Origin of the sequence: uncultured Alloprevotella sp., assembly GCF_963536905.1 — a bacterium.
Lineage (GTDB): Bacteria > Bacteroidota > Bacteroidia > Bacteroidales > Bacteroidaceae > Alloprevotella.
In genome coordinates, this window is sequence record NZ_CAUTBW010000056.1 from 1 (window position 1) to 14,247 (window position 14,247).

At 38.6% G+C, this 14,247-nt stretch carries 14 protein-coding genes; 2 read left to right on the plus strand and 12 right to left on the minus strand.

The features are described from left to right. Nucleotides 1–121: prolyl oligopeptidase family serine peptidase (locus tag ABLA33_RS08815; protein ID WP_347720024.1), on the plus strand; the 121-nt coding region annotated here is incomplete at its 5' end. A gap of 46 nt (nt 122–167) precedes the next feature. Continuing rightward, complete coding sequence (locus ABLA33_RS08820) at nt 168–1,790, plus strand: MFS transporter (RefSeq protein ID WP_311489988.1); 1,623 nt, start codon at nt 168–170, stop codon at nt 1,788–1,790. Between the two features lie 243 nt (nt 1,791–2,033). Here the strand turns inward: ABLA33_RS08820 and ABLA33_RS08825 are convergent, their stop codons facing one another. The 12 genes from ABLA33_RS08825 to ABLA33_RS08880 all read right to left on the minus strand — a co-directional run bounded on the left by ABLA33_RS08825 (nt 2,034) and on the right by ABLA33_RS08880 (nt 14,124). Continuing rightward, nucleotides 2,034–2,555, minus strand: a complete 522-nt coding sequence (locus ABLA33_RS08825; RefSeq protein ID WP_347720014.1) for a DUF6557 family protein — start codon at nt 2,553–2,555, stop codon at nt 2,034–2,036. Further along, nucleotides 2,545–3,219 (minus strand): hypothetical protein, encoded by a 675-nt coding sequence (locus ABLA33_RS08830; RefSeq protein ID WP_347720015.1) that lies wholly within the window; start codon nt 3,217–3,219, stop codon nt 2,545–2,547. The genes ABLA33_RS08825 and ABLA33_RS08830 overlap by 11 nt, the downstream gene beginning before the upstream one ends. After that, the gene (locus ABLA33_RS08835; protein WP_347720016.1) at nt 3,216–3,437 is read right to left on the minus strand and encodes a hypothetical protein; all 222 of its coding nucleotides are present in this window, start codon (nt 3,435–3,437) and stop codon (nt 3,216–3,218) included. Before ABLA33_RS08835 ends, ABLA33_RS08830 begins: the two co-directional genes overlap by 4 nt. Nucleotides 3,438–3,542: 105 nt before the next feature. Continuing rightward, nucleotides 3,543–3,758, minus strand: a complete 216-nt coding sequence (locus tag ABLA33_RS08840) for a hypothetical protein (RefSeq protein WP_347720017.1) — start codon at nt 3,756–3,758, stop codon at nt 3,543–3,545. A 68-nt stretch (nt 3,759–3,826) separates the two neighbouring features. Then, nucleotides 3,827–4,123, minus strand: a complete 297-nt coding sequence (locus tag ABLA33_RS08845) for a hypothetical protein (RefSeq protein ID WP_347720018.1) — start codon at nt 4,121–4,123, stop codon at nt 3,827–3,829. 388 nt (nt 4,124–4,511) lie between these two features. Beyond that, entirely contained in the window at nt 4,512–4,943 is a 432-nt protein-coding gene (locus tag ABLA33_RS08850) for a hypothetical protein (protein ID WP_347720019.1), read from the minus strand. Nucleotides 4,944–4,954: 11 nt separating this feature from the next. Then, entirely contained in the window at nt 4,955–5,860 is a 906-nt protein-coding gene (locus ABLA33_RS08855) for a WYL domain-containing protein (RefSeq protein WP_347720020.1), read from the minus strand. 938 nt (nt 5,861–6,798) lie between these two features. Next, the gene (locus tag ABLA33_RS08860; protein WP_347720021.1) at nt 6,799–8,070 is read right to left on the minus strand and encodes a replication-associated recombination protein A; all 1,272 of its coding nucleotides are present in this window, start codon (nt 8,068–8,070) and stop codon (nt 6,799–6,801) included. Then, nucleotides 8,067–9,860 carry a ribosomal protection-like ABC-F family protein gene (abc-f, locus tag ABLA33_RS08865; RefSeq protein ID WP_347720022.1) on the minus strand — a complete coding sequence of 598 codons (1,794 nt, stop codon included), beginning with the start codon at nt 9,858–9,860 and terminating at the stop codon, nt 8,067–8,069. Before abc-f ends, ABLA33_RS08860 begins: the two co-directional genes overlap by 4 nt. 146 nt (nt 9,861–10,006) lie before the next feature. Continuing rightward, entirely contained in the window at nt 10,007–12,067 is a 2,061-nt protein-coding gene (rho, locus tag ABLA33_RS08870) for a transcription termination factor Rho (RefSeq protein ID WP_347720023.1), read from the minus strand. A 318-nt stretch (nt 12,068–12,385) separates the two neighbouring features. After that, complete coding sequence (locus tag ABLA33_RS08875) at nt 12,386–13,405, minus strand: GGGtGRT protein (protein WP_311489994.1); 1,020 nt, start codon at nt 13,403–13,405, stop codon at nt 12,386–12,388. Nucleotides 13,406–13,422: 17 nt separating this feature from the next. Then, nucleotides 13,423–14,124 (minus strand): hypothetical protein, encoded by a 702-nt coding sequence (locus ABLA33_RS08880; RefSeq protein ID WP_311489995.1) that lies wholly within the window; start codon nt 14,122–14,124, stop codon nt 13,423–13,425. Nucleotides 14,125–14,247: the final 123 nt, after the last annotated feature.

The window sequence follows — 14,247 nt, forward strand, 5'->3', positions numbered from 1 at the left end:
CGGAATTCCTGCACAAATGTTACTTTTCCCGGATGAAAATCATTGGGTGCTCCAACCCCAAAACGGAATTCTTTGGCAACGCACCTTCTTCCGTTGGCTTGATCGTTGGTTGAAAAAATAAGAACCATCTATGCATATTATATAAGAAATAATTATAAAAATAGATTATGACAGAAAAAATTAAAACTACTCTGAGAGATTCAGCTGGAATGCGCTGGACCGCTCTTCTCCTCTTGGCCTTAGCCATGTTCTGTGCCTACATCTTTGTGGATATTCTCTCCCCTATCAAAGAATTGATGCAGGAGCAAAGAGGATGGGATTCCACAGCTTTTGGAACGATGCAAGGTTCAGAAACCTTTTTGAACGTATTTATATTCTTTCTCATCTTTGCTGGTATCATTCTCGACAAAATGGGGGTACGCTTCACTGCAGTACTCTCAGGAGCGGTTATGCTAGCAGGTGCACTTATTAAGTATTATGCCATTAGCGACAGCTTTGCAGGAAGTGCACTTGATGTTTGGTTCACGAACAACCTCAACCATATTCCCGTCTTTGAACAATTGGGCGTTTCTCCTTTCTATGAAGGCATGCCTGCCTCTGCCAAGGTTGCAGCTTGTGGCTTCATGATTTTTGGCTGCGGTGTGGAAATGGCAGGTATCACAGTTTCTCGTGGTATTGTAAAATGGTTTAAGGGACGCGAAATGGCATTGGCAATGGGTTCTGAAATGGCACTTGCACGCCTTGGTGTTGCCACTTGCATGATTTTCTCTCCGTTCTTTGCCAAATTGGGTGGTCAAGTCAATGTATCTCGTTCAGTAGCATTTGGTGTAGTACTTATCTGTATTGCTTTGATCATGTTCATTGTCTACTTCTTTATGGACAAAAAACTCGATTCTCAAACTGGCGAAGCAGAAGAAAAGGATGAGCCTTTTAAAATTAGCGATTTGGGTAAAATTCTCACAAGTATGGGCTTTTGGCTTGTAGCTTTACTTTGTGTGCTGTATTACTCTGCTATCTTTCCTTTCCAGAAGTATGCTGTAAATATGCTTCAGTGTAACCTAACATTCACAGAATTACCCAAAGATTCTTTTTGGGCATCCTCAAGTGTAACAATAGTCCAGTATGTTATCATGCTCTTAGTAGCAGCTTCTGCTTTTATGTTCAATTTCATGAAGAAAAAAGCACTTAAGTATACCATGCTAACTATCTCTATTCTTAGCCTCGTTATCTATTGTTATATGGGCTACATGCGTCAGTCAGCAGAATCAATCTTTGCAGTATTCCCACTTTTGGCCGTTGGTATCACTCCGATTCTCGGTAGCTATGTCGATCACAAAGGAAAAGCTGCATCTATGCTCGTTTTAGGTTCGCTACTCTTGATTTTCTGCCATCTCACTTTTGCCTTTGTTCTCCCTGAATTCAAGGACAGCCAAGTTGGTGGAGTTATCGTAGCATATATAACAATCCTAGTTCTCGGGGCTTCTTTCTCTTTAGTCCCAGCATCACTTTGGCCCAGTGTTCCAAAATTGGTAGATGCAAAAATCATTGGATCTGCGTATGCTCTTATCTTCTGGATTCAGAATATTGGTCTTTGGCTATTCCCCCTGCTCATTGGTAAAGTTCTCGACAAAACCAATGTTGGTGTAACAGATCCCACTCAACTCAACTATACAGCTCCGCTGATTATGCTTGCTGGTCTTGGTGCAGTAGCTCTTGTCATTGGCCTTATCTTAAAAGTTGTAGACAAGAAGAAAAATCTCGGTTTGGAAGAACCCAATATCAAGGAATGATCGAGAATACTCTTAAAAAAATAGGTTGGAAAATCATACAGATTTCCCAACCTATTTATTAAAACTTCTTTGTTATTTCATCTACACGAAAAATAGCAAAAGGTAGCATCTAAAAAGTGTGTAAGCTTTATTTCCTCTTAATCTTCCTCTGGAACATGTCTCAGAGAGAAAGAATAAAGCAGCCTTACACACTTTTTCAGACATTACTAGACAAAGTATACAGTTGGTATTCTGTGCCATATATCATAATTTCATCTCTTCCGAAAAGTTGTCCCACTCATTGCTGAACCTTTCCCATGTAATAGGAAAATTCTTTTTTGCATCCTCTATGAGTTCTTGAACAAACGTCTCATTCCGAGATAAATAATACTCCGTCTCTTGTTCGAATTCTTGAAATACTTCTTCTCTTTGTTTGGAAGTAAAGCCATAGAACGAGGTGTGCCAAAGACAACAAGCGGCTATTTCGGATAATGAGGCCGTCACTTCAGGTTCTACTACTACTTCTTTAGATAAGGCTTCTTCCCAGTCGCAGCCTTCAATATTATAAGCATCTAAAAAAGGAGTTTCATCCTCTTCCCATTTCGTCATTGTAATGATACAAGGTTCTTCCGACTCAGCTACCCGTGGAATGAGCCGACATAGCAACTTATAATGAGAACGAAACAACTCGAGCATTCGAGGAGCAGCCATATCGGGATAAAGCAGCGCTATATGTGGTTCTATCTTTTCAAAAGGAATAGTACAAAGTAGTTCTTTAAGCGTCATTGAGAATATAATTATTTACATCGACCTTGATTCTTATTTCAAATTCTCTCACATAGATAAAGTCTGTAATCGCCCAATAGGTGTGGTCAAAAAGGTGATTGAATTGACAGATTAAGTGTAAATCCTCTGTGAGTTTGGAATCCAACCCTTCGTTCCAATTGGGAGGAGGACAATCCATTCCTATAAATGACTCAAAACTTTCTTTGTTGTCACGTGGAAAAGTAAGCGTCTGCAAAGAAACTCCACCTGCATAAAGAGTATTAAATTCATCGTCACAAAGAGCATTCCATAGATCTTGCCTGTCTTCCCCCTGTAATGGATGTCTCGCGGGATGCACCGGGCTTAAATAGCATTCGGCTGTAAGTTCTATATCGTCTTCCCAATCCCGAAGTTTTTGAAAGTCGATCCATATATGATATGCCTTATCGTACATTTTCTGCAAGGTGTTGCGTAGGGGTTCGTTGAACTCGACAATCTCAGGAATAAGGTCTTCTTGAAACTTCAGAACCTTCTTATTAATCAAGTCTTTTCGTATCTCCAAAAGACAGGCAAAATTGGAATAATCTTTGTCGCGATAGCGAATCCCTATTCCTTTATGAGCATTAATAATCTCTCTTTCTATACGCTGTATGTCGTCAGAAAGTAAAATTTCTTTAATCTTCATATTTTCGTACAGATAAAATATCCTGTATTTATTTTTGACTTATCAAAACTCATCCCATACTTTGTATTAAAAAGTTGAGCTATTGTCTCTTGATATTTCACCTGTCCCAAGGGTGGTGTGGTCGTAGGAGTTGGAAATTCTACGAACATTCCTTTAATGAGTTCTTTACCCTTGCCCCAATTCCTATTGTTTTTAGCTTCAATTTTCCAGAGTGTCATAAGATTCTATTTTAAGTGATACTTCATTTATTCTATGGTGCAAAAATAAAAGCCACCTATGCCTAATCAGGGCATAGATGGCTAAGACATGAATGAATTTTCTTTTTAGTCTTTTGTATTGGAGGAAATAAAGATAGTCTTGAGGATATGGGCAATTACTCCCCAATCGTCATGATTATGCAAGCCAGATGGATGCGGAATACCGATAATAGGGATTCCTTCCCACAATCCCATTCTGATAACTTGTTTACATTGGTAGGTTTTACCATTGATGGTGTGTGAGGGTGAGAAAGAAACAATAGCGTCAAACTTAAATTTCATATTCAGTCTATCAAAACAGTCAGGAATAGAAAAGCAAACAATTACTTTTGGACGGAATATATCAGTGACTACTTCTCTTGTAATTCCAAACACTTGTCAATAGCGGGCTGGATATCAGGAATACGTTCTAATTGCCGAATTTTGCTACTGCCGAAATAGAACGCATTTATGAAAACAAAATTGCCGTCTTCCATCGGTTTGGTATAATTGGCAAACTTCATGGCATTATAAGGGCGATACCACACCTTCCAGGGATCTTTATATCTTGCTCCTTCCTCATAAAAAGACGGATTTCCCTCCCAAAATCGTTTTCGTTCTATGCCCACATAGCCATAGTCTTCATTGGCATTATAACCTAAAAACAAGATATCTGGTTGCTTATCTAATACAGGATTAGACTAGAAGACGCTGCAATGGCGTCCTCCTTCTCCGAGATAGGGAGCAGTTGTTTTTAAGAAAGCACAAACTTCGTCTACCCACCGTTGGTAGCAGATTTTAGGTTTTACTCCTATTTCAAACACTCGTCTTTGTACTTCTGTCTATTTGGTTTCCATATAATTAAGAATTAGGTGTAATTTCCAATAATATAACTTGTTTCAAAACCGATTCTATGATATTAAAGTTCAATACCATATCATCAGGAAATGTTTCTATAAAATTATGGTTCTTGACCAATCATAGCCTTTTCTATTTGTCGGAAAGCATTGATACCTAATAGGATAATGCGTCTTGGCTGCAAAATTTTAATTAACTCTAATGTACTTTTAAGCCTTCTTGCATCAATTCTCTTTTGAGATCCTTATTGCCTTGTTTTGATTCAAAGGGAGATAGATTGGTCCATACAATGTTCTCGCCATTATCGATACTCTCTGGATAATAAAAGTTATCATAACCCAAAAAGAAACGTACACCCTGATTGAACCTCCAACAGATTTTCTCTTCTGCATTAAATCTTTCCTCCCAAGAGGGATTACCTTTAAGATATTGTTCAATGCTCATTTTTCGTCCACCTATCCCAGCATTTCCTTTCGGATTGATTCCAATAATCATCAGGTCTACCGGCTGGCTAATTATATCTAATGGCGATTGTGTATAATACGGAGTTTTATGCTTTTCCGATAACTCATTAAACTTGGGTATATACTTATTAGCCCATCTGACAATTTGCTCTTGAATTGTGTCCATATTCTATATGTTTATTGATTATACTTTTCGTACATGAGTTTTACCGTATTGCCTATTTGTTCTCTCAACCATTGGGGAGAAAGTACTTCCACAAATGCACCCATCGAGAGAATTTCCTGCTGAAAATCTAGAGTCGGACAGATGTGATATTCAAACGTGCAATATCCATTTGATGAATCTTTTTCTGTTTGGGTGTGATGCAAGGGCAAGGAACGGAGGTAATGTGCATGCCAATCGGTCACTCTCAACACAACAGTTTCCTCGGGAGTTTCATCTCCTGTAATAATCCCATAAGCAGTGGTAAAATGTTCTTTTGCTGAAAAATAAGAGGGTATTTTGAACTTCATACTTTCCTCTTTTTCTATCTCCGATATCCGGTCAAGTGCATAAATCAAAAGTCTGTCTGCTTGCACATTTCTTCCTAACAAATACCACCGTTGCTTAAACTGCTTGATGCAATATGGTTCCAATAGAATGACTTTCCTCGTATCCTGCCAAAACGCCTTATACTTTAATCGCAATGTTTTACCTTCTTTCATTGCTGAAATTATCGTTGGTAAGAAATCTTTTGATGGAGCATATTCTAATAGTATTCGTTCATGAAGAGATATACTATTCATCATCAGATTCCCAAGAGAGAAGGTCTCTATCAACCAGCTGTAAAAAGGATTATTGTCGATTCCATATGAAGTACTGATGTAGTATCTGTATTCTCCTCGTCCTTCATTCTCTATGTTAATTGCGAATAAATCTTCAATGGCAATACGCCACTTATGAAATGTACGTATGGAAAGCTCTATTCCTTCGCTGATTTCATTATTGAGCCATAATTCATTCAGTTCTTTAAATGTTAGCTTTTTATTCCTGCGAAGAGCATCCAGTAGCCAAATATATTTCCTAAGCTGGTTGATAGCCATATATTGTCTCCTTCTATATTTTGCAAATATACAAAACTATGTATCTTCGATGCGTAAGTTTTTTTATTTTCTCAGTAATAACGTGTGTACTCGAAGCGAATCAGATGATATAATCTCTCCATTTTATGACTACATATACGCTCTCTATAGAAATACTTTTGGCAGAAAGAATCTTTTTCACGACTATGCAGTTCCTCGTTATTTTTTTGAAGAGCAGACTTAATCAACAAGTTTTTCTATATTTCTTAGATTCATATGCTCTATTTGTTCTTCTCATCACCAAGAACATATTTCAAGAGAGTGATGCACAAGCAAAGCCTTTTCTAGCCAATGTCATTACCATTGCTGTCTGCTACTCCTGATTGGAGAATCTTACACACTTTTTCAGACATTACCCATTCTCTTTGTCTTAATTTTTCACTACAAATATAAGAACTTCTTTGGAACTTTAGAATAGTATCGCTTTATTTGACAAAAATGTGTTTAATTTAAGGAGCAGAAAAAACTTTTGAAAAAAGAAGGTAGACTCCTTACTGAACTTCTTCCTCTATTCTGTGGAAACGAAAGGAAAATGTTGAGATTTTCTATAAAAATTATGATCAAAAAAATGAGAAGTAAGCTTTTTTCCGCTTATTCTGTTTGGAAATATAATAAAGATGTCGAGCTAGATCCTTATGCTATCTGATAATTTCTTTATTGTATTTTTATTTTCTTAGGAGGAAAATAAAATTTGTAGTATAGAAAATAAAATTTCTCCTTGAGAAATTAAAAAGCACCTTTTGAAGAGGTGCTTTTATTTTGCGTTATTTCCACGCACAGATAATAATTTTATTTTTACGCGATTCTCATGGCTCTTAAAAAGAGAAAATTATAGACAAAAGTAGAGGTTTCTGCAAATATTAATCCATACGCGTGAACTATATTTATCTAATAACTTTTTACCACTTTCGATTTTTCCACAAATTGTTCAAATGTTCCCTCTGTTTTTCTTCTTGAGAGTTATCAGCAGGATGCCAAAATTGTTCAGATTTAATCGTATCTGGCAGATACTGTTGCTCTGCGAAATGATGTGGATAATCGTGCGGATATATATAGCCGTCATGATAGCCCAATTCAGCCATGAGCTGTGTAGGGGCATTACGAATAGGGAGAGGTACTGAACAATTTCCTGTTTCGTGAACTTTTGCAATGGCAGCATCTATAGCCAAATAAGCAGAGTTCGATTTTGGTGAATTGGCCAAATAGATGGTCGCTTCAGCCAAGGGGATACGTCCTTCAGGCCACCCTATTTTTGCCACAGCATCAAAAGCTGCATTAGCAATTAACAAAGCATTGGGATTGGCCAAGCCAATATCCTCAGCTGCACTAATGACAAGGCGTCGAGCAATAAATTTGGGATCTTCACCACCAGCTATCATGCGTGCCAGCCAATAGGTAGCTGCATCAGGATCACTTCCTCTGATGCTTTTTATAAAGGCAGATATTATGTCATAGTGCATCTCGCCAGCTTTGTCATAAGCCAGTGGGTTTTGTTGCAGGCGTTCTTCAATAACTTTATTATTGATGACAACTTTTTCATGGGGTTGTGCAGAACTTGTTACAAGATCTAGGATATTGAGAAGTTTTCGTGCATCTCCCCCACTATACCTTAGCAGAGCCTCTGTCTCCTGCAAATGAACGTCTAAATCTTGCAGATAGCTATCTGTTTGTAACGCTTGATGGATCAGCTGTAGGAGTTCTTCTTGTGAGAGAGTGTGAAGAACATATACTTGGCAGCGAGAGAGCAAAGGGCGAATCACTTCAAACGACGGGTTTTCTGTTGTAGCTCCAATCAGTGTGATGTCTCCTTGTTCCACAGCTGCCAACAAGCTATCTTGTTGTGATTTAGAAAATCTATGGATTTCGTCGATAAATAGTATAGGACTTTGTCCACCAAAAAAGCGATTTTTTTTGGCACTTTCAATAACCTCTCTCACATCCTTAACGCCAGAACTAACAGCTGAAAGAGTATAGAAAGCTACGTCTATCTTATTGGCAATAATCTTTGCTAAGGTGGTTTTTCCAACTCCTGGAGGTCCCCAAAGGATAAAAGAAGCAATATGTCCAGCTTCAATCATTTGACGAAGTATGGCTCCCTGTCCTACAAGATGTTTCTGTCCGATATAATCGTCCAACGTTGTTGGGCGCAGACGTTCTGCTAATGGTTTCATTGCTCTATTTCAGATAATTCCAGCCATCTCATTTCTTTTTCTTCCAATTCCGTCTCAAGCTGTGGGAGGCGTTTGGATTTCTCTGTGAGTTCTTCAACACTCAATCTGCCACTACAAAGTGCGGCCTCTATATTATTTTTCTCTTGTTCAAGACATTTCAAGTCATGCTCAAGTTTTTCTAATTCTTTTTTTTCCTTGAATGTGAGTCTGCGACGATGAACACTTACATATTTCTTATTTGTTGTGATCTGTTCAGCTACTTGCTCTGGGGCATTCTCTGGCAATGCGGCCCATTGTCTATATTGAGAATAATTACCAGGAAAGTCGTCAATGATACCTTCTCCTTTGAAAACAAGCAAATGGTCCACTACCTTGTCCATAAAATATCGGTCGTGGCTTACAACAATAACGCACCCTTTAAAATTTTCAAGATATTCTTCTAAAATTTGCAATGTGGCAATGTCGAGATCATTAGTCGGTTCATCCAAAATAAGAAAGTTTGGATTCTGCATGAGAACAGTGCAGAGATAGAGTCTCCTGCGTTCGCCACCACTTAATTTGTAGACATAATCTTGCTGACGCTGTGGAGGAAATAAGAAGTGCGTAAGGAACTGCAAGGCTGAAAGTTTACGTCCCCCGCCCAAATCAATATATTCCGCATATTGACGAACGGCATCAATGACCTTCATCTTGGAATCAAACTCCATCCCTTCTTGGCTAAAATATCCAAAACGAACTGTCTCTCCAATGCTAAAGCGTCCACTATCGGGTTTAACTTTACCTAAGAGCATTTTGATGAAGGTTGATTTACCTGTCCCATTATTTCCTACAATACCCATTTTCTCATACCTAGAGAAATTATAGTAGAAATTGTTTAGAATAACTTTAGGAGTAGGTTTCTCTGGTGTTCCTTCAAAAGTTTTTGAAACATATTCTGCTTCAAAAATTTTAGAACCTATATATCCGCTCTTTACTTCTAAGCGTGTGGCCTTTTCTTCTTGTCGGCGTTTTGCTTGTTGTTCTAATTCATAAAACGCTTCTTTACGATATCTAGCCTTTCCTCCTCGCGCTTGAGGCATTCGCCGCATCCAATCTAATTCTTTTCGGTAGAGATTCTGTGCTTTAGCAATATTTGCATTCGTATTCAATACTCGAGCATCTCTTTTCTCAAGATAATACTGATAATTGCCATGATAAGTGTACATAGTTTCATCATCCAGTTCTAAAATGATAGAGCAAATACGATCCAGGAAATATCGGTCGTGAGTTACCATGAGTAGTGCTTTGGTATTACGTCGCAGATAATTCTCTAACCACTCAATCATATCTAGATCCAAATGGTTAGTTGGTTCATCTAAAATGAGCAAATCAGGATCTTCTAGAAGAACAGCTGCCAGTGCAACACGCTTTATCTGTCCACCGCTAAGTAAACCTATGGGCTTGTCGATTTCTTCAAGTTTTAATTGAGTGAGAAGTTGCTTTGCACGCAGTTCTGGATTCTCCAATGTCAGAGGAGCTTGAGAAAGACATGATTGCAAAACAGACAGATTTGGGTCAAAATGAGGCGTTTGTTCAAGATAGCCCACTTTTATATCGTTACGATAAACAAGTGTGCCATCATCATAGTCTTCTTTTCCACTTAATATATTGAGGAGTGTTGACTTTCCTGTTCCATTCTTGGCTATAAGTCCAACATGCTGTCCCTCACCTATAGAGAAACACACATCATGGAAGAGTATGCGATCGCCAACAGACTTCTGCAAATTTTGGACATCAAGATATGTTATCATTTACGTATCTATTTGAAAAAGAAACACAGGAAAAGGATACTTAAATCTGACGACAATCGTATTTCCTTTTCCCGTGTCTATATTAGCACAGTGCAAGATCTTAAAATAAAGTGTGATAAGATTGTTGACTCTGCGATTATATTCTTTTATCCGTTCATTGACATTAAGAATTCCTCATTGTTGCGTGTATTCTTCATGCGCTTTTGCAATTCGTTCATTGCCTCAACAGGATTCATATCTGCAATATACTTGCGAAGAATCCACATACGATTCTGTGTTAAATCGTCGAGCAACAAATCGTCACGGCGCGTACTTGAAGCTACTAAATTAACAGCAGGATAAACACGCTTGTTGGACAAGTTGCGATCGAGCTGAAGTTCCATATTACCAGTTCCTTTGAACTCTTCAAAGATAACTTCATCCATTTTCGAACCTGTATCAATCAAAGCTGTGGCAATAATTGTTAGCGAACCTCCCCCTTCAATGTTACGTGCAGCACCAAAGAACCGCTTGGGATGCTGAAGAGAATTGGCTTCAACACCACCTGTTAAGACTTTACCACTTGAAGGAGATACTGTATTATAAGCACGTGCTAAACGCGTAATTGAATCCAAGAAAATAACAACATCATGTCCACATTCAACCATGCGTTTTGCCTTGTCTAGAACAATATTAGCAATCTTAACGTGGTGAGATGCCGGCTCATCAAAAGTTGACGCAATAACTTCAGCATTAACTGTGCGTGCCATATCCGTGACTTCTTCTGGTCGTTCATCGATGAGCAGCATCATCATATATGTGTCAGGATGATTTTTAGCTATAGCGTTGGCTATGTCCTTCATCAGCCAAGTTTTACCCGTCTTAGGCTGTGCGACAATAAGTGCACGTTGTCCTTTACCTATTGGGCTGAATAAATCAACAACACGACAAGACATCGGGTCATTAGTTCCTGTGCAAAGCTTGAACTTCTCTTCTGGAAAAAGTGGTGTAAGGTGTTCAAAGGATATGCGGTCCCTTACAATGTCTGGATCTAATCCGTTGATTTTCTCAATACGTGCCAGTGCAAAAAATTTCTCTCCATCACGAGGAATGCGTACAGTTCCCTCTACAACATCACCGTTTTTCAATGAATTTTGGCGTATTTGTTGAACTGTTACATAAATATCATCAGGTGACGTAAGGTAATTGTAATCGGAAGAACGAAGAAAGCCAAAGCCATCAGGCATGATTTCCAAAACACCTCTTCCTTCAAGATATTCATCCTCAACACGCAAATCTTGTTGTTGTGTTGCAGCAGAAGTTTCTGGGCGGGCAGAAGACAGAACAATAGGCTTTGCACTCTTCGATACGAGAGGATCATCTTTAAAGCGACGGAACTTAGTTGCTTGAATAGGTGCAACTTCAAAAGGATCATCGTATGTAGGATCATTATACAAAACAGGAACATCCTTTATAATAACAAAGGTTGCATCCTTATCTATATCTTTGGGCAATGCAGGAATGTCCATCGCTGGAGATTCTATATTTTGATCTATCTCGTTAAGAAGACTCTTTTCTTGATTCTGATGTTGAGAGTTAGGTTGTGGTTTAGCATTCTTTGATAGCTGCTCCTTAATCTTTGCAACATCAAGTTGGTCTGCTTTTATTCTTTCATCTTCTTCTGTCATGATAGATGAATTATTCATCTGTGCTGAAATAAAATCAGGAAGTTCTATTTCTGGAGTTGTTTGTGTTTTTGTAGATTTTTCTTCAACTCCATCACTAATTTGGGAAGATTCATCTAAAATATCTTCTTTTTGGGAAGAGGATCCTGTTACTGTAGTTTCACTCGGAGACTGCGCAACGGCTTCTGCTTCCAAGCTTACTTTTGAGGGGCGTCCTCTCTTACGTTTTGGAGTCGTTGGAGTTGCTTCATCAAAAAGAGATGGCTGCTCTGCCTTTGGAGGTGTCTTTTCTTCCAATTTTGTAGCTTTACCACTTTTGTTGGCAGTATAAACAGCTTCTCCATCATGTTTCACAATACGCTGGCGACGACGAGGAGAATCTGAACGCTGTTCTGATTGCTGAATAGCTTGAGCGTCTATAATACCATAGATGATTTCTTGACGATTGCTGCTATTTTTGTTTTCAGAGTTCAGTTCTTCTGCAATAGCTCGCAATTGAGAATCATCCATAGCTGCGAGCTGTTCCATTGAATAAGAAGGCATAAAATATTGTATTTTTTACTTCTGCGGACATTAAGTACAATCTCTCACACGGAAAGATTTTGTTTAAGCAGAATTTTATTAGTATAAACGTTGGATAGTTGTTGGGGATTACCCAATCAAAAGGATAGAATGCTAGAAACATTTTCCAGCCAAAACTATTTAGTGTTGCAAAAGTAGAAAAAGTTTTTGAATCAACCTTATTTGAAGAAAAAAAAGATAATAACTCTTCTGCTTTTATTCAGATTACATGATAAAAGAAAAGTCTCTCTTAGAACGTTCTAAGAGAGACTTAATATTTAAATTTTATATGATATTTCCTTACTTTTTATTGAGAGCAAGATCAACATTAACAGCACAAGCAACTGTACAACCTACCATAGGGTTATTACCAATGCCAAGGAAGCCCATCATTTCAACGTGAGCTGGTACAGATGAAGAACCTGCAAACTGAGCATCGCTATGCATACGGCCCATGGTGTCAGTCATACCATAGGAAGCAGGACCTGCTGCCATATTATCAGGGTGTAAAGTACGTCCCGTACCACCGCCAGAAGCTACAGAGAAATAAGGCTTATTAGCAAGAATACGTTCCTTCTTATATGTACCAGCTACTGGATGTTGGAATCGAGTAGGATTAGTAGAGTTACCTGTAATAGATACATCTACCCCCTCTTTCCACATTATAGCAACACCTTCACGCACATCGTCTGCACCATAGCAGTTTACAGCTGCACGAGGACCATCACTATAGGCTATACGACGAACTTCTTTCAATTCACCTGTGTAATAGTCAAATTGAGTTTGCACATAAGTAAAACCATTTATGCGACTAATAATTTGTGCAGCATCTTTACCAAGACCATTCAGGATACAACGAAGAGGTTTATCAGCAGGTCTAGACTTATTTGCCATTTGAGCAATTTTTATTGCGCCTTCAGCCGCTGCAAAACTTTCGTGACCTGCTAAGAATGCAAAACATTGAGTTTCTGGACTCAAAAGACGTGCACCTAATTTTCCATGGCCAATACCAACCTTACGATCATCAGCAACAGAACCTGGGATACAGAACGCTTGTAGACCTTCACCAATATATTCAGCAGCTTCTACAGCATCCTTTGCTTTTTCTTTCAAAGCAATAGCTGTACCTACAACATAAGCCCATTTCGCGTTCTCAAAGCAAATCATCTGCGTTTCTTCGCAGGTTTTATAAGGATCTAAGCCTGCTACATCACAAATTTGGTTAGCTTCTTCGATATCTTTAATGCCGTGTTTATTGAGTGCAGCAATAATCTGCTTGATACGGCGGTCCTGACTTTCAAATTTTACTTCTCTAATCATTTGTTTGGTCCTCCTAATTAGTCTTTACGTGGATCAATTGATTTAACTGCGCCCTGCTCTTCTGTAGTGCGACCATAACATCCAGTCACACTTTTGAGAGCTTCGTTGGCATCAACACCCTTCTTGATTGCATCCATAAATTTACCCATATGAACAAATTCATAGCCACAAACTTGGTCGTCTTTATCAAGGAACATCTTAGTGATGTAACCTTCTGTGAGTTGGAGGTAACGAGTGCCTTTCACTTTGGTGCCATAAAGAGTACCGGTCTGACTGATGAGCCCTTTACCAAGATCTTCTAGACCTGCTCCAATTACAAGACCGCCTTCTGAGAACGCACTTTGAGTACGGCCATAGACAATTTGCAGAAAGAGTTCGCGCATAGCTGTATTGATAGCATCGCAAACAAGGTCTGTATTAAGGGCCTCAAGAACAGTCTTACCAGGAAGAATTTCACTTGCCATTGCAGCAGAATGCGTCATACCTGAGCAACCGATTGTTTCTATCAAGCACTCCTCAATTACGCCATCTTTCACGTTAAGAGACAATTTGCAAGCACCCTGCTGAGGAGCACACCATCCTACACCATGGGTCATACCGCTGATGTCTTTAATCTCTTTGGCTTGCACCCATTTCCCTTCTTCAGGAATGGGAGCTGGGCCATGGTTCGGGCCTTTAGCCACGATACACATGTTCTTTACTTCTGATGAGTATTCCATTAATAGTAAATATAAAAGTGTTACTTTCCAAAATTGTTATGGCACAAAATTAAGTCTTGCATTCGGAAAAGACAAGTTTATTTTAATTTTTATATTATATCTTTGCGCTATAATCTATAATTG